General features: G+C 69.5%; 23 protein-coding genes. 12 read left to right on the top strand and 11 right to left on the bottom strand.

From position 1 onward, the window contains the following. Positions 1-34: 34 nt before the first annotated feature. Positions 35-1,249 (top strand): O-antigen ligase family protein, encoded by a 1,215-nt coding sequence (locus tag DDF62_RS12505; RefSeq protein ID WP_116489508.1) that lies wholly within the window; start codon positions 35-37, stop codon positions 1,247-1,249. 191 nt (positions 1,250-1,440) lie between these two features. Here the strand turns inward: DDF62_RS12505 and DDF62_RS12500 are convergent, their stop codons facing one another. From DDF62_RS12500 to crtY, 3 genes are read right to left on the bottom strand one after another with little or no spacing between them, the layout of a single operon-like run. Then, on the bottom strand, positions 1,441-2,385 hold the full coding sequence (locus tag DDF62_RS12500; protein WP_116489406.1) for a phytoene/squalene synthase family protein: 945 nt from the start codon (positions 2,383-2,385) through the stop codon (positions 1,441-1,443). Then, positions 2,382-3,905, bottom strand: a complete 1,524-nt coding sequence (locus tag DDF62_RS12495; RefSeq protein ID WP_116489405.1) for a phytoene desaturase — start codon at positions 3,903-3,905, stop codon at positions 2,382-2,384. The genes DDF62_RS12500 and DDF62_RS12495 overlap by 4 nt, the downstream gene beginning before the upstream one ends. Further along, positions 3,902-5,089 carry a lycopene beta-cyclase CrtY gene (crtY, locus tag DDF62_RS12490; RefSeq protein ID WP_116489404.1) on the bottom strand — a complete coding sequence of 396 codons (1,188 nt, stop codon included), beginning with the start codon at positions 5,087-5,089 and terminating at the stop codon, positions 3,902-3,904. Before crtY ends, DDF62_RS12495 begins: the two co-directional genes overlap by 4 nt. Before the next feature lie 124 nt (positions 5,090-5,213). Between crtY and folD the strand changes: the two genes are divergently transcribed. Continuing rightward, positions 5,214-6,092: a bifunctional methylenetetrahydrofolate dehydrogenase/methenyltetrahydrofolate cyclohydrolase FolD gene (gene folD / locus DDF62_RS12485; RefSeq protein ID WP_116489403.1), complete on the top strand. Its 879-nt coding sequence runs from the start codon at positions 5,214-5,216 to the stop codon at positions 6,090-6,092. A gap of 217 nt (positions 6,093-6,309) precedes the next feature. On the opposite strand, the gene DDF62_RS12480 is transcribed toward folD, so the two are convergent. From DDF62_RS12480 to DDF62_RS12470, 3 genes are all read right to left on the bottom strand, one after another. Further along, entirely contained in the window at positions 6,310-6,789 is a 480-nt protein-coding gene (locus tag DDF62_RS12480) for an Hpt domain-containing protein (protein WP_109099393.1), read from the bottom strand. A 113-nt stretch (positions 6,790-6,902) separates the two neighbouring features. Then, positions 6,903-7,682, bottom strand: coding sequence for an NAD kinase (locus tag DDF62_RS12475; RefSeq protein ID WP_058350522.1), 780 nt, complete (start codon positions 7,680-7,682; stop codon positions 6,903-6,905). Positions 7,683-7,740: 58 nt separating this feature from the next. After that, positions 7,741-8,862 (bottom strand): DUF2336 domain-containing protein, encoded by a 1,122-nt coding sequence (locus DDF62_RS12470; protein ID WP_116489402.1) that lies wholly within the window; start codon positions 8,860-8,862, stop codon positions 7,741-7,743. Between the two features lie 143 nt (positions 8,863-9,005). Between DDF62_RS12470 and glpK the strand changes: the two genes are divergently transcribed. The 4 genes from glpK (at position 9,006) to DDF62_RS12450 (ending at position 13,750) form a co-directional block, all read left to right on the top strand. Continuing rightward, positions 9,006-10,499 carry a glycerol kinase GlpK gene (gene glpK, locus DDF62_RS12465; protein WP_116489401.1) on the top strand — a complete coding sequence of 498 codons (1,494 nt, stop codon included), beginning with the start codon at positions 9,006-9,008 and terminating at the stop codon, positions 10,497-10,499. 177 nt (positions 10,500-10,676) lie between these two features. Next, positions 10,677-11,639 (top strand): SMP-30/gluconolactonase/LRE family protein, encoded by a 963-nt coding sequence (locus tag DDF62_RS12460; protein WP_116489507.1) that lies wholly within the window; start codon positions 10,677-10,679, stop codon positions 11,637-11,639. After that, positions 11,546-12,766, top strand: a complete 1,221-nt coding sequence (locus tag DDF62_RS12455; RefSeq protein ID WP_165832248.1) for a Gfo/Idh/MocA family protein — start codon at positions 11,546-11,548, stop codon at positions 12,764-12,766. Before DDF62_RS12460 ends, DDF62_RS12455 begins: the two co-directional genes overlap by 94 nt. Positions 12,767-12,904: 138 nt before the next feature. After that, on the top strand, positions 12,905-13,750 hold the full coding sequence (locus DDF62_RS12450) for an alpha/beta hydrolase (protein WP_116489399.1): 846 nt from the start codon (positions 12,905-12,907) through the stop codon (positions 13,748-13,750). An 86-nt stretch (positions 13,751-13,836) separates the two neighbouring features. On the opposite strand, the gene DDF62_RS12445 is transcribed toward DDF62_RS12450, so the two are convergent. Both DDF62_RS12445 and DDF62_RS12440 read right to left on the bottom strand, forming a co-directional pair. Beyond that, positions 13,837-14,511 (bottom strand): uracil-DNA glycosylase, encoded by a 675-nt coding sequence (locus tag DDF62_RS12445; RefSeq protein WP_116489398.1) that lies wholly within the window; start codon positions 14,509-14,511, stop codon positions 13,837-13,839. An 11-nt stretch (positions 14,512-14,522) separates the two neighbouring features. Further along, complete coding sequence (locus DDF62_RS12440; protein ID WP_116489397.1) at positions 14,523-15,125, bottom strand: LabA-like NYN domain-containing protein; 603 nt, start codon at positions 15,123-15,125, stop codon at positions 14,523-14,525. 51 nt (positions 15,126-15,176) lie between these two features. On the opposite strand from DDF62_RS12440, the gene folK reads away from it, so the two are divergent. The 3 genes from folK (at position 15,177) to DDF62_RS12425 (ending at position 18,578) form a co-directional block, all read left to right on the top strand. Further along, positions 15,177-15,662 (top strand): 2-amino-4-hydroxy-6-hydroxymethyldihydropteridine diphosphokinase, encoded by a 486-nt coding sequence (gene folK / locus DDF62_RS12435; RefSeq protein WP_116489396.1) that lies wholly within the window; start codon positions 15,177-15,179, stop codon positions 15,660-15,662. Between the two features lie 205 nt (positions 15,663-15,867). Then, the gene (rpoZ, locus tag DDF62_RS12430) at positions 15,868-16,227 is read left to right on the top strand and encodes a DNA-directed RNA polymerase subunit omega (protein ID WP_058350513.1); all 360 of its coding nucleotides are present in this window, start codon (positions 15,868-15,870) and stop codon (positions 16,225-16,227) included. A 185-nt stretch (positions 16,228-16,412) separates the two neighbouring features. After that, a complete protein-coding gene (locus DDF62_RS12425) occupies positions 16,413-18,578 on the top strand; it encodes a RelA/SpoT family protein (protein ID WP_116489395.1) in 2,166 nt (721 codons plus the stop codon). A 174-nt stretch (positions 18,579-18,752) separates the two neighbouring features. Here the strand turns inward: DDF62_RS12425 and DDF62_RS12420 are convergent, their stop codons facing one another. Together DDF62_RS12420 and DDF62_RS12415 are read right to left on the bottom strand one after the other, a co-directional pair. Further along, positions 18,753-19,208 carry a carboxymuconolactone decarboxylase family protein gene (locus tag DDF62_RS12420; protein WP_116489394.1) on the bottom strand — a complete coding sequence of 152 codons (456 nt, stop codon included), beginning with the start codon at positions 19,206-19,208 and terminating at the stop codon, positions 18,753-18,755. Positions 19,209-19,286: 78 nt separating this feature from the next. Then, complete coding sequence (locus DDF62_RS12415) at positions 19,287-19,697, bottom strand: NUDIX domain-containing protein (protein WP_116489393.1); 411 nt, start codon at positions 19,695-19,697, stop codon at positions 19,287-19,289. 67 nt (positions 19,698-19,764) lie between these two features. Between DDF62_RS12415 and pyrE the strand changes: the two genes are divergently transcribed. The 3 genes from pyrE to acpS are packed head-to-tail and all read left to right on the top strand — an operon-like array spanning position 19,765 to position 21,508. Further along, positions 19,765-20,349, top strand: coding sequence for an orotate phosphoribosyltransferase (gene pyrE, locus DDF62_RS12410; protein WP_101712026.1), 585 nt, complete (start codon positions 19,765-19,767; stop codon positions 20,347-20,349). A gap of 5 nt (positions 20,350-20,354) precedes the next feature. Then, positions 20,355-21,110, top strand: a complete 756-nt coding sequence (locus DDF62_RS12405) for a pyridoxine 5'-phosphate synthase (RefSeq protein WP_116489392.1) — start codon at positions 20,355-20,357, stop codon at positions 21,108-21,110. After that, a complete protein-coding gene (gene acpS, locus DDF62_RS12400) occupies positions 21,107-21,508 on the top strand; it encodes a holo-ACP synthase (RefSeq protein WP_101712028.1) in 402 nt (133 codons plus the stop codon). Before DDF62_RS12405 ends, acpS begins: the two co-directional genes overlap by 4 nt. On the opposite strand, the gene DDF62_RS12395 is transcribed toward acpS, so the two are convergent. Beyond that, on the bottom strand, positions 21,505-22,821 hold the full coding sequence (locus DDF62_RS12395; RefSeq protein ID WP_165832241.1) for a S41 family peptidase: 1,317 nt from the start codon (positions 22,819-22,821) through the stop codon (positions 21,505-21,507). The genes acpS and DDF62_RS12395 overlap by 4 nt on opposite strands. Positions 22,822-23,025 lie beyond the last annotated feature (204 nt).

The following is a 23,025-nucleotide window of genomic DNA, read 5'->3' as shown; positions in this document are numbered from 1 at the left end:
CGGCGGACCGGTCAGCGTCGCGCCGCCGAGGCTCCTGTTTCCCCAGATCGCCATCTTCACCGCCGCGGTGTTCCTGCTGCTGCTCTATAGCGGCGGCTGGGAGCTGCCGCTGGTGGGCGAGAACGCCGACGAGGCCGGCTCGGCCATCCTGCGGGTCGCCTATCTGCCGGCCTATGCGGCGGGCTTTGGCCTGATCGCCCTGGACCCGCGCAACAGCTTCCGGGCCAGCATCCGCCAGCCGTTCCTGTTCGCCTTGATCGGGATCGTCTGCCTGTCGACCTTCTGGTCGATCGCGCCGGACGTCACCACGCGCCGGGCCTTCGCGGTGACCTGCACCACGCTGGGCGGCGTCGCCCTGGCCGCGCGCTTCCGCTGGCGCGAGCTGGCCGAGGTGTTCGCCGCTGCGTTCGCGGTGCTGATCGTGGCCTCGTACGTGGTCTGCATCGCCGTGCCGCGTATCGGGGTGATGACCGAGTTGTTCCCCGGCGCCTGGCGCGGCCTGTGGCGCGAGAAGAACGGCCTGGGCGGCATGATGGCCTTCGGCTTCTGCATCGTCTCGGCCGCCGCCCTGCTGAACCCCCAGAGGGCCAAGATGTGGTGGGGCTTCGCGGCGCTTGCGGTCGGCCTCGTCCTGATGTCGACGTCCAAGACCTCGCTGGTGTCGCTGATGCTGGGCGTGGCGGCCCTGGGCTTTGTCCTGATCGCCCGGCGCGGCCCGGCGGCGGGCACGGCGGCGACCTGGACGGCGGTGACGGGCTTTGGCCTGCTGATCGCCTTCGTCGTTCTGGCCTCGGACGTGTTCTTCGCCATCCTCGGCAAGGACGCCACACTGACCGGCCGCACCAAGATCTGGAGCGCGGCCCTGGTCGAGATCCAGGAGCGGCCGTGGCTGGGCTTCGGCTATCACGCCATCTGGGGCGACAAGAGCGGCTGGGGGCCCTTCGCCTGGATCAGCAAGAACGCCGGCTTCCAGGCCCAGCACGCCCACAATTCCTGGCTGGAGCAGTGGCTGGGCATGGGCCTGTTCGGCATGGCCGCCTGGGGGCTGTTCTATATCCAGACCATGACGCTCGCCCTGATCGCCGTGTTCCGCGACCGGGGCGCCTTGCTCGCCTTCCCGTTCCTGGTCGTCTACAGCCTCGTGGCCCTGACCGAGAGCATCGCGGTGGCCTATAACGACTTCCGCTGGGTGCTGTTCGTGGCCCTGGCGGTGAAGCTGGCGTTCCCGGACCGCGAGCTGGAGCGGTAGGGAGTTTTCCTCCCGAGCCATTCCATTTCTTCCGTCATTCCCGCCCTTGTGGCGGGAACCCCTGGTTCCGCTCGCAGGTGAAGCGCCTGCGGCGTGCTCAGCACGCCGCCCCATCCATCCTTGCGGCTGATAGAGGGCTTCCCGCCACAAGGGCGGGAATGACGGGAGGATAGGTGGGAGGGGAAGTCGGTTTAAATCCTCGACCACATCGCCGGCCGCTGCGGCGTCTTGCCCAGCCGGTCCAGCGTCGCCGAGCGCAGGGCGACGATGCCGCCTTCCAGGGCGCGCCAGGCCTTCATCCGTCCGCTGACGACCACGCGCTCGTCCCAGGCGGCAGGCCCTGCCGAGACCACGTCCAGGCCGATCTGGCGGTAGACGCCGCGCGCCGCCGCGATCGCCCAGGCCGAGCGGACGGGCAGGTCGCGCAGGCCCCAGCGGGCCGAGGCGTAGTAGGGCTCGGCGGCTTCCACCAGGCGGCGGGCGAGGGCGGCGACGTCGGCGCGGCGGGCCGGGTCGGTGAGTTGCTCGACCGGAAGGTTCAGTTCCGCCAGCCAGGCGCGGGGCACATAGACCCGTTCATTGCGGGCGTCCTCGACGATGTCGCGGGCGATGTTGGTCAACTGGAAGCCCAGGCCCAGATCCTGGGCGCGGCGCAGGGTGGCCAGATCCGAGGCCGGCACGCCCATGACGATGGCCATCATCGCGCCGACGACGCCCGCCACGCCCCAGCAGTAGGCCAGCAGGTCTTCCAGCGTCTCGTAGGTGCGGCCCTCCACATCCATGGAAAAGCCGTCGATCATGTCGAGCGCATAGCGCTCGGGTATGCCGCGCCGCAGGGCCACGGTCTGGAAGGCGGCGAACACCGGATCGGTCGGAGTCTCGCCGGCCAGGGCGCCGCGGGTCTGGGCGTAGAGCGCTTCCAGCCGCGCCGGGGCGTCGGCCACCGGGCTCATGCCGTGGCCCAGGGTCTGGCCGTCGATGACGTCGTCGCAGTGCCGGCACCAGGCGTACAGCATCTCGGCGTCGGCGCGGGTCTGGGCGTCGAACAGCGCCGCGGCGGCCGCGAAGCTCTTGCTGCCTTTCTGGATCGCTTCCCGGCTCTGGGCCTCGAGATCGGTGGCTTCCAGCGCGCTCATTCCGCGGCCGAAGCCTGGGTGGCGAAGTCGTCGATCATCAGCCCGGCCGTGGCCTTGGCGCTGCCGACCACGCCAGGGATGCCCGCGCCCGGATGGGTGCCGGCGCCGACGAAGTAGAGGTTGGGGATCACGTCGTCGCGGTTGTGGGTGCGGAAGAAGGCGCTCTGGGTCAGGATCGGCTCCAGCGAGAAGGCCGCGCCCTTCCAGGCGTTGAGGTCCTTCACGAAGTCGTCGGGTGTGATGAAGCGGCTGGTGACCAGGTCGGCGGTCAGGCCCGGAATGTAGTGCTTTTCCAGATAGGCCAGGATGCGGTCGCGGTACTTGGGCCCCTCGACCGACCAGTCGATGTCGGCCGTCTGCAAGTTGGGCACGGGCGAGAGGGCGTAGAAGGTCGAGCAGCCCTCGGGGGCCATGGCCGGGTCGCTGGCGGTCGGGTGGTGCAGGTAGAGCGAGAAGTCCTCGGCCAGGGCGTTCTTGCCGTAGATCTCGCCGATCAGCTCGCGATAGCGGTTGCCGAAGCAGATGGTGTGGTGGCGGATCTCGGGGTGCTGGGTCTTGAGGCCGAAATAGACCACGAACAGCGACGGGCTCCAGCGCTTGTTCTCCAGCGCCTTGCCCACCTTCTGGCCGCGCGGCTCCTCGCGCAGCAGGTGTCGGTAGGTGTGCATGACGTCGGCGTTGGAGGCGACGGTGTCGAAGGCCTCGAAGCCTTCCCTCGTCACCACGCCCGTCACCCGGCCCTCGCGCACGGCGATGCGCTCGACGGGGTGTGACAGGTGCAGCTTGCCGCCCAGGTCGGTGAACAGCTTGGCCAGGGCCCGCACCAGGGCGTGGGTGCCGCCGCGCGGGAACCAGACGCCGCCGCGACGCTCCAGGGCGTGGATCAGGGCGTAGATCGACGAGGTGGCGAACGGGCTGCCGCCGACCAGCAGGCTGTGGAACGACAGCGCCTGGCGGACGTGCTCGTCCTTCACGAAGCCGGCGACCTTGTCATAGACGCTGCGCCAGGCCTGCAGCTTCATCAGCGACGGCGCGGCGGCGATCATCGAGCCGAAGTCGAGGAACGGCACGGCGCCCAGCTCGACATAGCCCTTCTGGTACAGCTCCTCGGAATAGTCGTGGAAGCGGCGGTAACCCTCGACGTCGGCCGGGTTGCGGGCGGCGATCTGGCGATCCAGGCCCTCCTGGTCGTTGACGTAGTCGAAGACGTCGCCGTCTTCCCACAGCAGGCGGTAGAAGGGATCGACCGGCAGCAGGTCGACATAGTCCTCGATGCGGCGGCCCGAGAGCTCGAACAGCTCCTTCAGGCAGTCCGGATCGGTGACGACGGTGGGGCCGGCGTCGAAGGTGAAGCCTTCCTGTTCCCAGACATAGGCGCGGCCGCCCGGCTTTTCGCGGCCCTCGTACAGGGTGACGTCGAAGCCCTGCGACTGCAGGCGCACGGCCAGCGACAGGCCGCCGAAGCCGGCGCCGATGACGGCCGCCTTGGGACGGGGCGGGACCGGGGCGTGGGCGTTCATGCGTCTTGTCCTCCGAACACGGAACTCTCGCTTATGCACTTCATGGCGGCGCCGATCGGCACCGGCGGCTTGCCGATCAGAACCCGGGCCTTGTCGCGCCAGGTCAGGCGCGCCGCATAGAAGCGCTGAATGAGCGGGACCGATAGCCGATAGAACCGCTCCAGCACCCGATAGCGCTCTTCCGGCGCGCAGGCGCGAAACAGCATGCGGTTGAGCAGGCGCAGGAAGCGCCGCTTGCGCCAGGCGGCCTTGGAGTGGGCCTCGACGCAGGCGCGAACGCTGGCGCTGGTGATGCGGGGCAGGGCGGCGATCTTGTCGGCCAGCCGCGCGGCGTCGGGCAGGGAATAGCCGGTGGTCGGCTGGAAGAGGGCGGCGCGCAGGCCAACCTCCGCCACCTGCGGCCGGGCTTCCTGCCAGTAGGCGTCGATATCGCCGCCCAGGGCGATGGGCAGTACGCCGTGCTCCTCGCGCTCGACCGCCTCGATGGTCCAGCCCTGGGTCTTGGCGTAGTCGGCGATGGCCGCGCCCAGCGAAGCGCGGTCGAGGCCTGGGCCGTCGCTGTAGCGTGTGTCCTCGATCAGCAGGCGATGGGCGTCCAGCGGCAGGACGTAGACGAAGCGGTAGCCGTCGGTCTGCGGCACCGTGGCGTCCATGATGATCGGGGCGGAGAGGCCATGGGGGGCGGAAAGGCGCAGGTCCTGGCCGACGAACTTCTGCCAGCCCAGCGCCAGGCGCTTGCTGCGGCGGGCCCCGCGGCCGTCGATCACCGCGCCGGCGACGATGCGGCGGCCGTCGGCCAGGGTCACCTGGTGCGGATTGACGTCGACGACGGCGACGCTCGTCCAGGCGTCGGGGCCGAGCACGCGGCTCACCATCTCGTGCAGGCGCTTCGAGGTGATGGCGAGGTAGGGCGTGGGCAGGCGGCGGCTGTGGGCGGGGAAGCGCACCTCGTAGCCGGTCCAGCGGTGCACGATCAGCGGCCGCAGCCAGCCGCCGATGGCCGCGTCGACGTCGGTCTCGAAGTGGCACCAGGTGTGCTCGCCGCCGATGGCGGGCTCGCGCTCCAGCAGCAGCACGCGCAGGCCCGGCCGCAGCGCCTTGAGGCGCAGGGCGACCAGGCTGTTGGCCAGTCCGCCGCCCACCAGGACGACGTCGGCGCGAAGCGCGGCGGAAGCGGATTCCATCGTTCTGGCTCTAGCACGAAAGAACGACGCTCACGCCAGCGCTATGACGCAAAGCGGCCGCCCGTTTGGACGTTGCACCCAGGCGGGCGAGACGTTAGGGGAGCGCGCACAGGAGCGCCCCCACATGTCAGAAGCCGCCATCATCGACGGGAAGGCCTTCGCCGCCCGCCTGCGCCAGACCATCGCCGCCGAGGTCGCGGCCCTTAAGGCAGAGCACGGCCTGACGCCTGGTCTGGCCGTCGTGCTGGTGGGCGAGGATCCGGCCAGCCAGGTCTATGTGCGCAGCAAGGGCGAGCAGACCCTGGAAGCGGGCATGCATTCGGAGACCCATCGCCTGCCGGCCGAGACCAGCCAGGCCGAGCTCCTGGCCCTGGTCGAGCGCTTGAATTCCGATCCGGCCGTGCACGGCGTGCTGGTGCAGTTCCCGGTGCCCGACCACATCAGCCAGGCCGACGTGGTCGCCGCCATCTCGCCCGACAAGGACGTCGACGGCCTGACCGTGGCCAATGCCGGACGCCTGGCCAGCGGCCTGCCGGCCCTGACACCCTGCACCCCGACCGGCTGCATGATGCTGCTGCGCGACCAGCTGGGCGAGCTGTCGGGCAAGCGCGCCGTGGTCATCGGCCGCTCGAACCTGATGGGCAAGCCGATGGCCCAGCTGCTGCTGGCCGCCGACTGCACCGTCACCATCGCCCATTCGCGCACCAAGGACCTGCCGGCCGTCGTCCGCGAGGCCGATATCGTCGTGGCCGCCGTCGGCCGTCCGCAGATGGTCAAGGCCGACTGGGTCAAGCCCGGCGCGGTGGTCATCGACGTCGGCATCAACCGCATTCCCAAGGACGACGGCAAGACGCGCCTGGTGGGCGATGTGGCCTTCGACGAGGTCAAGGCCGTGGCCTCGGCCATCACCCCGGTGCCGGGCGGCGTGGGACCCATGACCATCGCCTGCCTGCTGGCCAACACCGTCCTGGCCGCCAAGCGCCTGAACGGGATCGGCGAGTAGTTCTCTTCCTCCCGTCATTCCCGCCCTTGTGGCGGGAACCCCTCTATCAGCCGCAAGGGCGGAGGGGGCGGCGTGCTTGGCACGCCGAGGGTAGCTCACGTACAAGTGGACCCAGGGTTTCCCGCCACAAGGGCGGGAATGACGGGAGTGGGGGTAAACGAAGAAAGCCGGGGCGATGGCCCCGGCTTTCTTGTTTTCAGGTTCTGTATCCGACCGATCAGCCGGCCAGGTATTCGGCCACGCGGCCTTCCAGTTCCAGCGCCAGGGCGCGGCCCACGGGGTGCTCGTCGGTCTTGATGTCGTCGCGGACGCAGGCCTTGATCGCGTCGATGTGGGCGTCGACCAGGAACATCGGCGCCTGCAGGCGCGTCGCCGGATCGTCGATCAGCTTGCACAGCGAGGCGGCCAGGCGCGTGATCAGCGGGAATTCGTAGGTGGCGCCCAGGCCCTTCAGGTCGTGGGCGCGCAGATAGAGGGTTTCGACGGTCTGGGCGTTGAGGCCGTCGGCGCGGACGCCCTGGCGGGCGGCTTCCAGCTTGACGATCTCGTCGTTGAGCCATTGGGCGAAATTGCCCGACAGGCTCTTGAGCGCGGCTTCGGCCTTGGCGATCGCGGCCATGTCGATGCCGCCGCGTCCGCCCACCTTGAGCTTGAGCATGTTCGGCACCTGGATCACCTCAGCGGTGGGCTTGTTCATCGGGTCGCCTCCCCGTCGGCGTTACTTAGGGAACGGTCACACGACAGGCGTTAACAATGAGTGAGACGAAGGTTTCACTCCACAGGCCAGTGTCGGGTTTCCGACGTTCCCGGCTAGGCCGAGAACTGTTCTGTCAGTACGCGCTCCTCGAGACTGCGGCCCGCGTCGAACAACATCGACAGGGTCGAACCCCGGTCCTCGGAGATATGCACCTCGACGACGTCGCGGACCTCGTAGTTGTCGGCCACGGCGCTGACGGGTCTCTTATCGCATTCCAGGACCTCGAACGTCACCCTCGCGCTCTGCGGCAAAAGCGCGCCCCGCCACCTACGCGGGCGGAAGGCGCTGATCGGGGTCAGGGCCAGCACCTGGGCGCCGAGCGGGATGATCGGTCCGTGGGCCGAGAGATTGTAGGCGGTGGAGCCGGCCGGGGTGGCCACCAGGGCGCCGTCGCAGACCAGTTCGCCCATCCGCACCTTGCCGTCGATCGAGATGCGCAGCTTGGCCGTCTGGCGGGTCTGGCGCAGCATCGAGACCTCGTTGATCGCCAGGGCCCGGTGCTGGCGGCGGCGCGAGTCGATGGCGACCATGGCCAGCGGATGGATGACGGCGCGCTCGGCGGCGTTGATCCGCGCCAGCAGCTCGTCCTCGCTGTACTCGTTCATCAGGAAGCCGACCGAGCCGCGGTTCATGCCGTAGATCGGCTTCTGGTTCAGGATCGTCTCGTGCAGCATTTCCAGCATGAAGCCGTCGCCGCCGAGGGCGACGACGATCTGGGCGTCATCGCCGGCGTCGCCGTAGCGGGCGGCCAGGCGCTCGCGGGCCTCCTGGGCTTCGGGACGGTCGCTGGCCTTGAAGGTCAGGCGAGTCGAGTACGGCTGGGCTTGGAACATGCCGCCCCAAGTGGCGGGAACGTCGGTCGCTTGTCAAACGGCGGTCTTGCCGGCTCCGTCAGGCGGCGCTGACGGCCTGGCGGAACGCCATGGCGGCTATGTCCGGGCGGAACGGGCCGAAGGCGCCGCTGGCCTTGCGGGCGGCTTCCGCGCCGCCGCCGGGACGGCCGCCGTTAAGTTGGCGCACGTGCTCGAGGATGGTCGGGAAGACGCTGCGGTCGATGCCCACGGCCGAGCAGGCGAGAGCCAGCAGTTCGGGGCGGTTGCTGTCGATGGCGCGGCGCACCTGGCGCACGTCGAAGCGGCCAAGGCGCGCCATGGCGAACACGAACAGCGGCAGGCGGCCCTCGCGCAACACCCGCAGCAGGTAGCCGGGACGCAGCTGGCCGGCGGCGTCGAGCTTTTCGACCAGCGCGGCTTCCATCTCCTCGCGGTCGGCCTCGTCCTCGACGGCGAGGGCCGCGGGGGCGGAGGGGAGAAGGCCCAGGTGGGCGGCGTGGGTGGCTTCGTCGACGGCGGCCTGCATCTTGGCCGGATCCAGGTCGAAACGGCCGGTGAGGGCTTCACGCAGGGCGCGGCCGACCCACAGATAGAGCTGCTCGGCCAGCAGGGGCGACAGGCCAGGGTGCCGGGCCAGGGGCGAGCGCAGAGCCACGACATCCTTGGCCTGGGCCACGAGACGGCCCATGGCGTCCTGGTTGATCTCGGCGCTGGCGTTGCCGGCCAGGGCGGTCAGCACGGCCGGTTCGCTCTGAGACAGGATGGCCTCGACCACCGGCGCGCGCAGGCCGGGACGGCGGGCGACCTCGATCTGGTGCTCAAGCGTGGCCTGCACCAAGAGGCGGATCAGGTCGTGGTCCTGCAGCACCGGGCTGCGGGCGATGATCGGGCGGGCGATCTCGATCTCGTCGAGGGCCAGGATGTTGACCAGGGCCGACGGGGCCCAGCTGGCGTCGGCCAGGCGTTCGGCCAGCCGCTGGCGGATGTCGCGCTCGGCCTCGACCACCAGGGTCATGAAGATCGAATCGAGCAGGACCTGGATCTCGGGGGCGGCGGGTCTGCCCTGCGCCTCGCCCGCTTCACAGAGGTCGACGATGCCGGCGAGCAGGCGTTCGCGGTCTTCCGGCTCGCGGCTGCGGGCCAGGGCAAGAAGCTCGGCGGTCTGTACGGCTTGGCTCACGACCCTCCTCGGGCGCCAAACGAGACTTTGGCTACCTTGGTGTTCCCAGATGAAAACATGCTTAAACAGGTCAAGCCACGGAACCCGGAGACTAGCGGCGCTCTGTCGCAGGTGAATCCGGGGATGTGAAAGAGGAAACGCGTATGGGGCGAGCACTGATCCTGGCTCTGGACCAGGGAACGACCAGCACCCGAGCCATCCTGTTCGACCACGAGGGCCGGGCGGTCGCCGAAGCCGGGCGTCCGCTGCGCCAGAGCTATCCCCATGACGGATGGGTCGAGCACGACGCCGAGGAGATCGCCGCCGCCTGCGTGGCGGTTATCCGTGAGGCGGTCGAAAAGTCCGGCGCGGACTTGGGCGATGTCGCGGCCCTGGGCATCACCAACCAGCGCGAGACGGTGGTGGTTTGGGACAAGGTCACCGGTCGTCCGATTCACCCGGCCATCGTCTGGCAGGACCGCCGCACCGCCGAGGCCTGCGAAAAGCTGCGCAATGAGGGCAAGGAAGCCCAGGTGACGGCGGTCACCGGCCTGCTGCTGGATCCGTACTTCTCGGCCACCAAGATCGCCTGGCTGCTGGACAACGTGCCCGGTGCCAGGGCTCGCGCGCAGGCGGGCCAGCTGCTGGCCGGCACCATGGACACCTGGACGATCTGGAAGCTGACGGGCGGCGCGCGCCACGTGACGGACGCCACCAACGCCTCGCGCACCCTGCTGTTCGACATCCAGGCCCAGGACTGGTCGGACGAGATGCTGGAGCTTTTCGGCGTGCCGCGCTCGCTGCTTCCCGAGGTGCTCGACTGCGCCGCCGACTTCGGCGAGGTCGGCGCGCAGGTGCTGGGTCGGCCGCTGCCGATCCGCGGCGTGGCGGGCGACCAGCAGGCGGCGCTGATGGGGCAGGGCTGCATCCGCCCCGGCGAGATGAAGGCCACCTACGGCACCGGCTGCTTCATGCTGCTGAACACGGGCGCGACGCGTCCGGTGTCGGCCTCGCGCCTGCTGACCACGGTGGCCGCGCGGGTGGGCGGCCAGGCGACCTACGCCCTGGAAGGCTCGATCTTCGTGGCCGGCGCGGCGATCCAGTGGCTGGGGGAGGGGCTGGGGATCACCGGCGGTCCGCGCGCGGCCGAGGCCCTGGCGCGCGCGGCCAAGGCCGACCACGGCGTCGTCGTCGTGCCGGCCTTCACCGGCCTCGGCGCGCCCTGGTGGGACGCCAAGGCGCGGGGCGCGATCTTCGGCCTGACCCGGGACGCCGGCCTGCCCGAGATCGCCGCGGCCACCTACGACGCCTGCGCCCTGCAGAGCCGCGACCTGATCGAGGCGATGCGCGCCGACGCGCCCGACGCCTTCCTCGGCGAGGCCCAGCTGCGCATCGATGGCGGCATGTCAAAGAGCGCCTGGTTCAGCCAGCGCCTGGCCGACCTGACCGGCCTGCCGGTGGCCCGCTCCAGCTACCAGGAGACCACGGCCCTGGGCGCGGCCCTGTTCGCGGGGCTGGGGGCGGGGCTCTACGACTCGCTGGAGGCGGCCGCCCAGGCGCGCCCGTCCGCCGAGGACCTGAAGCCCGCCATGGCCGTCCACGCCCGCGAGGCGGCCTACGCCCGCTGGCTGGACGCGGTGCCGCGCGTCCGCTCCTGAAATCTCAAATCGCGTTGCACGTCGCCGAAGACGTCTCGCCAACCTGGGCGGGCATTGCTATGACATCGCTGTCATAAGCAAGAACCACAAGCGAGGCCTCAACGCATGACCGCGACGCGCCGCACCGTCACGCTGGCTCTGGGAGCCGGCGCCGCCATTGCCGCCGGAGGCCTTTCCATGTCCGCTCAAGCCGCCATCCAGACCCTGGGCTCAATCCGCCGCCTGTCGCCCGCGCTGGACGCGGTGATCGCCCCCGACGCCAAGATCGAGAAGCTGGCCGACGGCTTTACCTGGTCGGAAGGGCCGGTGTGGGTGAAGAACGGCCAGTACCTGGTCTTCTCCGACGTGCCGGCCAACATCATGTACCGCTGGAGCCAGAAGGACGGCAAAAGCGTCTTCCTTTCGCCCTCCGGCTACGACGGCCCGCCGACCAAGGTCTTTCGCGAGCCGGGCTCGAACGGCATGGCCCTGGACGCCAAGGGCGACCTGCTGGTCTGCAATCACGGCTATCGGGCGATCACGAAACTCGATTTGAAGACCAAGGCCCGCTCGGTCGTCGTCGACCGCTACCAGGGCAAGCGCTTCAACAGCCCCAACGACCTGGCCGTCGCCAGGTCGGGCGCGATCTACTTCACCGACCCGCCGTACGGCCTGGAGGGCCTGGACGCCTCGCCGGTCAAGGAACTGGCCTTCAACGGCGTCTATCTGCTGGCCGCCGACGGCTCGCTGGCGGTGGTCGACGACAAACTGACCTTCCCCAACGGCGTGGCCCTGAGCCCCGACGAGAAGCACTTGTACGTGGCGGTCTCCGATCCGAGCGGGCCGGTGATCATGGCCTATGACCTGGGCGCGGACGGCCTGCCGACCTCGCGCAAGGTGTTCTTCGACGCGGCCGCCCTGCACAAGGCCGGCGGTCCTGGCCTGCCCGACGGCATGTGCCTGGACACCGAGGGGCGGCTCTACGCCACCGGCCCGGGCGGCGTGCTGGTGATCACCCCTGCGGGCGAGCTGATCGGCGTCATCGAGACGGGCGGTCCGATCGCCAACTGCGCTTTCGGCGAGGACGGCAAGACGCTGTTCCTGACCGCCGACAAGACCCTGGCGGGGGTGCGGCTGAAGACGACCGGACTGGTCTGGTAGCAGGACAGGGAGAGGCGAGGGTGATGAACAAGCGCACGTTCATGCAGGCCGGCCTCGCGGCCGGCGCCATGGCCGCCACGGCCCCAGCGGCCGCGCTGGCCCAGGCCAAGGCCGAAGGCCGCAAGCTCGGCTACGCGATGCTGGGTCTGGGCTACTACGCCACCCAGATCATCATGCCGCGCTTTTCCGAATGCGAGCACTCCAAGCTGACCGCCCTGGTCAGCGGCACGCCCGAGAAGCTGGCCAAGTATGGCGCCCAATACGGGATCCCGGAAAAGAGCCGCTATTCCTACGACACCTTCGACAGGATCATCGACGATCCGACCGTCGACATCGTCTATGTGGTCACGCCCAACAGCCTGCACCGCACCTTCACCGAGCGGGCGGCCCGCGCGGGCAAGCACGTGATGTGCGAAAAGCCGATGGCGACTTCGGTCGCCGACGGCGAGGCGATGATCGCCGCCTGCAAGGCCGCGAAGCGCAAGCTGATGATCGGCTATCGCAGCCGCTTCGAGCCGCACAACCTGGACGCCATCGCCCTGGCGCGGGGCGGGGCGCTGGGGCCGGTGGCCACCATCGTCGCCGACCACGGCTGGACCGCCAGCGATCCGAACATGTGGCGGGTGAAGAAGGCGCTGTCGGGCGGAGGCAGCCTGATGGACATCGGCATCTACAGCCTCAACGCCGCGCGCTACCTGACCGGCGAGGAGCCGATCGCGGTCAACGCCATGGAGTCGACCGATCGCTCCAACCCGGTGTTCGCCGAGGTCGAGGACACCATCAATTTCCAGCTGCTGTTCCCGTCGGGGGCGACGGCAAACTGCGTCTCGACCTACAGCGCCAACTGCAACCGCTACCGCGTGTCCGGCCCCAAGGGCTGGGTCGAGATCGATCCGGCCACCAGCTATGGCGGCCAGGCGATGCGGGCCAATCTCGACGGCCAGGCCAAGCCCCGCACGCCGCCGGCGGTAAAGAAGAGCCAGTTCGCTGGCCAGCTCGACCACCTGTCGGAGTGCATCCTCACCGGCCGCGACCCGATCGTGCCGGGCGAGGAAGGGCTGAAGGACCTGCGGATCATCGAGGCCATCTACCAGGCCGCCCGCGAGGGGCGGACGGTGAAGCTCTAGAGGCTTTGCGTCCTTCGAGGCTTGCCTGCGGCTCGCACCTCAGGATGAGGACGATAGTTGCTCTGATTTCCTCATCCTGAGGCGCCCGCGTAGCGGGCCTCGCAGGACGCACAACGACAACAGCAGAACGGAAACGCTATGACCCGTAGGCTTGCCCTCGTTCTTGCCGCCGCCCTGACCCTGCCCGCGCTGGCCCAGGCCCAGCAGCGCGTGGCCCTGTGGCCCAACGGCGCGCCGGGCTTCGAGGCTCGCAAGGCCATCCCCGAGCAGTCGGCCGAATACTGGGCCAAGTCGATCAACGATCCGTCGGTGATCGCCTACCTGCCGCCGGCCGACAAGGCCACGGGCGCAGCGGTGATCGTGCTGCCGGGCGGCGGCCACAAGATGCTGGTCATCCACCCGGAGGGGACCGACGTCGCCAAGGTGCTCAACCCCATGGGCGTGGCGGTGTTCGTGCTGAAGTACCGCCTCAGCCAGGAGGAGCGCTCGCCCTACACGATCGACCATGCTCGCCAGGACGCGGTGCGGGCCGTTCGCGTCGTCCGCTCGCGCGCCGCCGAGTTCGGCGTGGACCCCAAGAAGATCGGCCTGATGGGCTTTTCCGGCGGCGGCGAGGTCGTCGACCTGGCGGTCTACGGCTCGACCGCCAGGGATCCCAAGGTCGACGCTGTCGACCGGGTCAGCGGCCGGCCGGACTTCCAGGTGCTGATCTATCCCGGCCCGACGGGCATTCCCGACAAGATCCCGGCGGATGCGCCGCCGGCCTTCATCCTGGCGGCCGACGACGACGAGTGCTGCTCGGCCCCGCCGGTGGAGCTGCTCGCGAAGTTCCGCGCCGCCAAGGTCCCGGTCGAGTTCCACCTGTTCCAGAGCGGCGGCCACGCCTTCAACATGGGCTTCCGCACGGAAAAGGCCGCGATCAAGGTCTGGCCGGAGCGGCTGCGCGACTGGCTGGCCGACAACGGTTGGCTGGGGAAGCGGTAAAACCCGCCTCGGCTTTCTTTCATTCGCCTCCCTGGGCCCTCGCCACAGGGGCGAGGGGAGGCGGTTACAAGGTGGGGCGCGGCGTCTCAGTCCGCCGCGTCCACATAGGCCCGCACTCGCGCGAACAGTTCCTCGAACATCGGCGTCGTCAGCCGCCCGGTGTTCGTGTTGAGGCGCGAGCAGTGATAGCTGTTGAAGATGCGGTAGGGACCGGCCTGGAACTCCGAGCCGTGGCCGGGAATGCCGGCCGAGGCCTTCAGGCCCAGGGTCTTGAGCACATTGCGGCGCGAGACGTCGCCCAGGGTGACGATGGCCTTGAGGTTGGGGAACATGTCCAGCCGCGCCTTCAGGAACGGGCGGCAGGTGTTCTCCTCGCTGGTCTCGGGCTTGTTGCCGGGTGGGGCGCAGCGCACGGCGTTGGTCACCGCGCTGCCGACCAGTTGCAGGGAGTCGTCGATGCGGGCCTCGAACCTGCCCGTGGCGAAGCCGTACTTGATCAGCGTCTCATAGAGCAGGGTGCCGGCGTAGTCGCCGGTGAAAGGGCGGCCGGTGCGGTTGGCGCCCTTGCGGCCGGGGGCCAGGCCCACGACCAGCAGGCGGGCGTCCTTGTCGCCGAACGACGGCGCGGGCCCGTTGAAATAGTCGGGATAGAGGTCCTGGTTCTCGCGGCGATAGGCCACCAGGCGCGGGCACAGCGGGCAGTCGCGCGGCGGCTCGGCCGGGGAGGGGACGACCTCGCCGGCGATGTTGGAATGCTGCATGTCGTCGGCCCTTAGTATTCGTCTTCGGCTTCGCGCTCGGCCGGGGTGCGCTGGTCGGCCGAGGTGTAGCGCTGTTGCGGCGCGCGTTGCGGGCGGCCGATGATGTTTCCCAGGTCGTTGAGGTCGACGAAGTTGTCGGCCTGGCGGCGCAGGTCGTCGCTGGTCATCGGCGGCTGGCTCTTCATGGTCGAGACGACGGTGACGCGGCGACCCTTGCGCTGCACGGCCTCGACCAGGGCGCGGAAGTCGCCGTCGCCCGAGAACAGCACCAGATGGTCGACAGTGTCGGCCATCTGCAGCATGTCGACCGCGATCTCGATGTCCATGTCGCCGCGCCAGCGCTTGCGGCCCTGGCTGTCGGTGTATTCGCGCGCCGGCTTGGTCACCAGGGTGAAGCCGTTGTAGTCCAGCCAGTCCACCAGCGGACGGATCGGCGAGTAGTCGTCGTTCTCGGCGATGGCGGTGTAGTAGTAGGCGCGCACGAGCAGGCCGCGCTTCTTGAACTCGTCGAGGAGCTTTCGATAGTCGATGTCGAAGCCCAGCGCCTTGGCGGCGGAATAGAGGTTGGCGCCGTCGATGAAAAGCGCCAGCCGCTCGGTCGGATAGAAGGTCACGGATCAAATTCCTTGAAAAATCGGCTGGATAAAAATGGTCGGGACGCGGCCGTGGTCGTCGCCCTGGGCTGTAATCTGCCGGGAGCCTACACGAGTCGCGAGGCTCTGTTGGAGGCGGCCGTGGCGGCGCTGGCGGGCGAGGGGCTGGCGGTGGTCGCCCGCTCGGGCTGGTGGACCTCGGCCGCCTGGCCCGATCCCGCGGGGCCGGCCTACCTGAACGGCGTCGCGCTGGTGGAGACCGACCTTTCGCCTGCCGAGACGCTGGCGGCCCTGCATCGCATCGAGGCCGAGTTCGGACGGGCCAGGTCCGAGCGCAACGCCGCCCGCACCCTCGATCTGGACCTGATCGCCCATGGGCGGACGGTGACGGACGGAAACCTCGTCCTGCCTCATCCTCGGGCCCACGAGCGCCTGTTCGTCATGGGGCCGCTGGCCGAAGTGGCGCCGGACTGGGCCCATCCGCTGCTCGGGGAGAGCGCCGCGGCGCTGGCGGCCAGCGCCAGCGTGGGGGCGGATGCAAAGCCCCACCACCCGTAAAATCCCCGCGAAGGCGGGGATTTTACGGAAGGGTGGTGTAAGGCCCGTTCGCCGAACCAAGCCTTTCCCTTGTTCCGACTGGACTTTGCCTCCTGGAGAAGGCATACACGCCGCCTCGCGAAAGCTGGGTGACAACCGAAGCGGCGTTGCGTGACGCCGCACGGAGCCCTATTTTGCAAGAGCCAACGCTCAGACCGAGGAATTCATGGCCCGCGTCACCGTCGAAGATTGCGTCGAGAAGGTTCCGAACCGCTTCGCGCTCGTCCTGCTGTCGGCGCACCGCGCTCGCGGCATCTCGGCCGGCGCGGCCCTGATGGTCGACCGCGACAACGACAAGAACCCGGTCGTCGCCCTGCGCGAGATCGCTGACGACGTGATCGATCACGAGGGGCTCAAGGAGCACCTGATCACCACGCTGCAGCGCGTCGACGAGCACTCGGAAGCCGAGGAAGAGGCTGAAACCCTCGCCCTGCTGGCCGATCCGACCCACATGCAGATGAGCGAACTGGAACTCGTTCGCGCGCTGCAAAGCGACCGCGACGGTGGTCAGGAGGAGCGGTACTGAGCCCCGACGGCGCAGACCCTCTAGCTATCGAAGCGGCGTTCGCCGCCGCTCCGTCCGAACGCGCGCCCGAATCCTCTCCTTCGCCTGGGGGGGAATCGGGCGCGTCTTCATCTGAGCCCCAGGCCCAACCGGCGCCCGAGGCTCCGCCGGCTCCCAAGCCGCGCAAGTTCCTTCGCCAGTACGAGCTGATCGAGCGGGTCCACGCCTACGACCCGACGGCCGACGAGGCCTTGCTCAACCGCGCCTACGTCTTCGCCATGCGCATGCACGGCAGCCAGACGCGCGCCAGCGGCGACCCCTACTACGCCCACCCGATCGAGGTGGCGGGCATCCTCACCGAGTACCGGCTGGACACCGCGACCATCGTCACGGCGCTGCTGCACGACGTCATCGAGGACACGCCGGTCACCAAGGAGGAGATCGGCAAGCTGTTTGGCGAGGAGATCGCCGAGCTGGTCGAGGGCGTCACCAAGCTCTCGAAGCTGGAGCTTCAGGCCGAGCACACCCGCCAGGCCGAGAACCTGCGCAAGTTCATCCTGGCCATCTCCAAGGACGTCCGCGTCCTGCTGGTCAAGCTGGCCGACCGTCTGCACAACATGCGGACGCTGCACTTCATCAAGAACCAGGCCAAGCGCGAGCGCATCGCCCGCGAGACGCGCGACATCTACGCGCCGCTGGCTCGGAACATCGGCTGCCATCGCATCTGCACCGAGCTGGAGGAACTGTCCTTCCAGCACACCAATCCGGTCGCCCGCGACGCCATCGTCCGGCGCCTGGACGCCCTGCGTGTCGAGCAGGGCGGGGCCGTGACCCTGGTGAATCAAGAGATCATGGCCCGTCTGGAGACGGCCAACCTGCCGGCCCGGGTCTTCGGCCGGGAAAAGTCGCCCTACTCGATCTGGCGCAAATTGCAGCGCAAATCGATCGGCTTCTCGCAGATGTCCGACATCTACGCCTTCCGCGTGATCGTCGACAGCGAGGAGGACTGCTACCGCGCCCTGGGCGTCGTGCACCGGGCCTGGTCCAGCGTGCCCGACCGCTTCAAGGACTTCATCTCGACGCCCAAGCGCAACAACTACCGCTCGCTGCACACCACGGTGGTGGGGCCGCGCGGCATGCGTATCGAGATGCAGATCCGCACCGAGGCCATGGACCGGGTCAACGAAGAGGGCGTGGCCGCCCACTTCCGCTACAAGGACGCCTCCTACGGGCTCGACCTGGAAGGCATGGAAGCGGCCGGCGGCCGCGACCCGCTGGCCAACCTGCGCCAGCTGGTGCAGGTGCTCGAGCATGGCGGCGACAGCGAAGAGCTGGTCGAGCACGCCAAGCTCGAGATGTTCCTCGACCAGGTGTTCGTGTTCACCCCCAAGGGCAAGCTGGTCAGCCTGCCGCGCGGGGCCATGCCTCTCGACTTCGCCTACGCCGTCCACACCAGCGTCGGCGACACCTGCATCGGCGTGAAGATCAACGGCGAGCTGAAGCCCCTGCGCACGATCCTGACCAACGGCGACGTGGTCGAGGTGATCCGCGGCTCCAAGCCGGTGGTGCCGCCTGACTGGCGCTCGCTGACGGTGACGGGGCGCGCGCGCTCGGCCATCCGCCGTCACATCCGCCAGACCGAGAAGGAAGAGTTCCTGCGCCTGGGCCGGGTGTCGGTCGAGCAGACCTTCGAGCGCGCCGGCAAGAACCTCAAGGACGTGTCGCTGCGGCCGATCCTCGAACGCTTCGCGCTGGAGAGCGAGGAGACCCTGTTCGACGCCGTCGGCCGTGGTCGCGTGACGCCCAGCCAGGTGCTGGAGACGGCGTTCCCCGGCATGGTCGACGCCGATCGCGAGGCCGCCACGGCCCGCCGCAAGATCGAGGGCGGCAAGGGCGCGCGGCTTTATGTGCGCGGCGGCGGCCTGACCCCCGGCGTCTCGCTGCACTTCGCCCACTGCTGCAGCCCGGTGCCGGGCGACCGCATCGTCGGCATCCTGCGCGAAGACGGCGCCAAGGAGCAGGACGGGGGCCTGGACGTCCACACCATCGACTGTCCGAAGCTGGCCGAATACGAGGACCGCGAGGATCTCTGGCGCGACCTCAACTGGACGCCCGAGGCCGAGCGCGACACCGTCTCGCTGGCCCGCCTGCACGCCACCATCGGCAATGCGCCGGGCGTGCTGGGCCAGGTCTGCACGATCATCGGCGAGGCGGGCGGCAACATCGTCAATCTGCGCATGCACCATCGGCAGAGCGACTTCTTCGACACCGACATCGACGTCGAGGTGCGCGACGCCAAGCACCTGACCAACATCTCGGCGGCGCTGCGCACCTGCCCGTCGGTCGAGACGGTGGATCGGACGCGGGGGTAGAACCCCTCTCCCGGAGGGGAGAGGGAGGGGCCCATGCGAAGCATGGGATGGTGAGGGGTTACCACCTCACCACATTGATTTAGGCTGTGCCGGCACACCGGCTGACCTCGTAGCCCCTCATCCTCCCGCGCCTGCGGCGCGGGCCCCTCCTTCTCCCTATGGGAGAAGGAACGTTTAAGCCGCCGCCTTCGCCGGCTGTTCGATCCAGAGGCCAAAGCCCACCGCCAGGCGGTTCCAGCCGTTGATGACGTTGATCATCAGGGTCAGCTTGACCTGTTCTTCTTCCGTGAACTCGGCCGCCAGCGCGGCATGGGCGGCTTCGTGCGTATGGCCTTCCGACAGGCGGGTCAGGGCCTCGGTCCAGGCCAGGGCGGCGCGTTCACGCGGGGTGTAGCAGGGCGCCTCGCGCCAGGCCGACAGCAGGTAGATGCGCTGCTCGGTCTCGCCCTGGGCGCGGGCTTCGACCGTGTGCATGTTGATGCAGTTGGCGCAGGCGTTGATCTGCGAGGCGCGGATCTTGACCAGTTCGACGAGGCTGGGTTCGAGGCTGGCGGCGATGGCGGTCGAGGCGGCGAACCAGGGCTTCATCACGGCCGGAGCGGCGGCGAAGGGATCGAGCTTGGCGGTCATGGCGGGTCTCCTTTGAGAGGGTTGCGCCGACATGACGAGGCAGGGGCCGCATGTGTGACGCGGCCCGCCGAAAAAAGTTCAGCTCTCGCCGCGCAGGGCCGCCACGGCGTCTTGCGTCGCCTGGGTCAGGGGCGAGGGCAGGGCGTCCAGCGCGAACCAGCCCCAGTCGGCGATGGCGTCGGGCTCCTGGATGGCCGGCTCGCCCACGCAGCCGTCGGCGCGATAGGTGACGGCCAGCCAGTGGCTGTCGGCGGCGATCATGTCGGTCACCGCCAGCACCGGGCCGGCGACGATCTCGATGCCCAACTCCTCGCGGATCTCGCGCTCGGCGCAGGTCCGGCCCGGCTCGCCCCAGTCGAGCTTGCCGCCCGGCTGGCCCCAATGGCCGGCTTCCGGCTGGCGGCGGCGCTGGACCAGCAGGATGCGGCCCTGGCCGTCGATGATGGCCGCGCCGCAGCCGACACGAGGGCGGGGAGGGGAGTCGTTCATGGCCGCTGTCCTACGCCCCTTTGAGGGTGGTTTGTAGACTCGCCGCGCTGGTCTATATCCACGCCTCATGACCAACGACGACGTCCTCGAAGAATTCCGCGCCGCCGGCGCCCTGCGCGAAGGCCACTTCGTGCTCTCCAGCGGCCTGCACAGCCCGGTCTTCCTGCAGAAGAACCTGGTGTTCATGCGCCCCGAGCGCTGCGAGCGCCTGTGCAAGGCCCTGGCCGACAAGATCGTGGCCACGGTGGGCCATGTCGACGTGGCGGTTTCGCCCGCCGTCGGCGGCATCATCCCCGGCTACGAGACCGCCCGTCACCTGAACGTGCCGTCGATCTATGTCGAGCGCGAGGGCGGCGGCTTCAAGTTCCGTCGCGGCTTCCACATCGAGCCGGGCCAGAAGGTCGTGATGGTCGAGGACATCGTCACCACCGGCCTGTCGTCGCGCGAATGCATCCAGGCGATCAAGGACGCCGGCGGCGATGTCGTGGCCGCGGCCTGCATCGTCGACCGCTCTGGCGGCAAGGTCGATGTCGGCGTGCCGCTGATCGCCCTGGCCAGCCTGGAAGTCCCGGCCTATCCGGCCGACGCCCTGCCGCCCGAACTGGCCGCGATCCCGATCGAGGATCCGGGCAGCCGCCGGCTGAAGGGCTGAGCCCCATGCTCCGGCTCGGCGTCAACATCGACCACGTGGCCACGATCCGCAACGCGCGCGGGTCGAGCTATCCCGAGCCGGTGCGCGCCGCCGAGCTGGCGCTCGCGGCGGGGGCCGACGGCATCACCGCGCACCTGCGCGAGGACCGCCGCCACATCAGCGACGCCGACATCGCCGTCCTCACCGACCTCTGCCTCAAACGCGGCAAGCCGCTGAACTTCGAGATGGCGGTCACCGACGAGATGGTCGGCATCGCCATGAACGCCAGGCCGCACGCCGCCTGCCTGGTGCCCGAGCGACGCGAGGAGGTGACCACCGAGGGCGGCCTCGACGTGGTCAAGGGCGGCAATCGCATCGCCGACGCCACGGCCCGCCTGCGCACCGTCGGCGCGCGGGTCTCGCTGTTCATCGAGCCGGACCACGCCCAGATCCAGGCCTCGGCCGATGTCGGGGCGCAGGTGGTCGAGCTGCACACCGGCGCCTATTGCGACGCCGCCCGCGCGGGCGAGACGGAGCGCGCCGCCGCCATCCTGGAGCGCCTGAAGTCGGGCGCGGCCTTCGCCGCCTCGCTGGGCCTGGAAGTCCACGCCGGCCACGGCATCGACTACGCCACGGTCAAGCCGGTGGCGGCGATCCCGCAGATCGTCGAGCTGAACATCGGCCACTTCCTGATCGGCGAGGCGATCTTCGTGGGCCTGCCCCAGGCCATCCTGCGCATGCGGACCCTGATGGACGCCGCACGGTTGGAGACAGCGGCGTGATCATCGGCATCGGTTCGGACCTCAGCGACATCCGCCGGATCGAGAAGACCCTCGAACGGTTCGGCGAGCGCTTCACCAACAAGGTCTTCACCGAGATCGAGCGCAAGCGGTCCGAGCGCAAGCCCGACCGCGCTTCCAGCTACGCCAAGCGCTTCGCCGCCAAGGAAGCCTGCTCCAAGGCCCTGGGCACGGGCCTTAAGCAGGGCGTGCACCTGGGCGACATGGGCGTCGTGAACCTGCCTTCGGGCAAGCCGACCATGGCCCTGACCGGCGGCGCGGCGGCCAAGCTGGCGCAGCTGATCCCCGAGGGCATGGTCCCGGTGATCCACCTGTCGCTGACCGACGACCACCCCTACGCCCAGGCCTTCGTGATCATCGAGGCCGTGCCGGCAAGCTAGGCCCCGGGCGCCGCCTCCCGCCGGTACCGCGATCCGCCGCCCTCGTAGCCGACCGCCTCGAAGGCGCTGACCGCGCCTTTGGCGTCGCGCTCGAACACCACCCGGCGACCCGACTCGCCCGCCACCGTGAAGGTCTCGCCGCCCAGAGGCAGCAGCACGGTCAGCGGACGGCGGCCGCGCTTCATGGCCAGGCGGCCGTCGACCTGCACGATCTCGACCGCGCCATAGGCGCCGACATAGTCGGCCAGCGGCTTGGCCGTCGGCGGCGAGGCCTCGGCGCGCAGGGCCTCCAGCGCCCAGCGGGCGTCCTGGGCGGCCGGGCCGGTCGCGGTCTTCAGCACGGTTTCCAGCGCCAGGGCGCGGGCGGCGTCCAGCGCCTTGGCGGCGGGAACGGCCACGTCGGGCTGCACCCCGTCGCCTTCCCAGTTGGTCTTGGTGATCGGGCTGACGGGCGAGCCGTTGGAGACGAAGATCGAGAAGCCGCCGGCCACCGGCACGGGGCCGCCCGGATTGGCCGCGCCGCCGCTGGCCTCGCCGACGATCACCGCCCGCCTGGCGTTCTTCAGGGTGTAGGCCAGGGCCTCGGCCGCCGAACCGGTGCGGCCGCTGATCAGCACATAGAGCGGCGTTTCCAGGCGCGGGGCCGGATACCAGTCCTTGGGAGCCTCGCTCTCGGTCCCTTCGCGATACTTGAAGGTGTTGTAGATGTCGGCGCCCCTGGGCGTGAAGGCGCTGGCCAGATAGCCGACCATGGCGGGCGAGCCGCCGCCATTGTCGCGCAGGTCGATGATCACCGCGTCCGCATTGGCCACGGTCTGCAGCGCCGCCTCGATGGCCTTGCGGGCCGGCGCGTCGGGCTGGCCGAACTCGAAGTGGGCGAACATCCGCATGTCGATGTAGCCGAGATTGCCGTTCAGGATCTCGACCCGGCGGATCCCGTAGTTGGCGCGCCTGATCGGATCGACGCGCGGCGGGCCGGGAGCCGCGGCGGCTGACGGACCCGGCGCGGGACGCGGTGCAGGTGGCGGCTGCGCCGACCACGAGACGTTGAAGTGATGGTCCAGCGGCCGCAGGCGCTCGCTCAGCGTGGTGGCCAGGTCGCGCGGGTCGGTGAGGCGGTCGTAGGTTCCCTTGGCGGCCTCGGCCCGCAGCTCCGCCGCGACGGCCGCGCCCTTGGCGGCGTCGTAGTAGTTGTCGGCGATGGCCTGCGCCACGCCCTCGACCACCGGACGGGGCGCGACCTCGGCGGACTTGGCCTGCCAGGCCGCCATCAGGCCTACAGCGAGGATGAACAGCGGGGCGAGCGAGCGCATCGGCGAGGTCCTGGGCGAAATCGGCGCCGGGAGAACATCACTCGCCAAACCCGGCGGCCAATGAATAATCTTTAAGGCGAGCCGGCGGCCCGGCGCCAAACGGGCGCCACGAAGCGTCACTATCGCCGGCGGTGCTTGCCCGAGACGACAACCGCGTCTAGCAAGACCTGTCGGGCTCGCCCGACCCCCATTCGCAAAGAGCCC

Source organism: Caulobacter radicis (assembly GCF_003094615.1).
Classification (GTDB): Bacteria; Pseudomonadota; Alphaproteobacteria; order Caulobacterales; family Caulobacteraceae; genus Caulobacter; species Caulobacter radicis.
The sequence above is the reverse complement of the archived record's forward strand: the minus strand, read 5'-3'. Positions and strand labels throughout refer to the sequence as shown.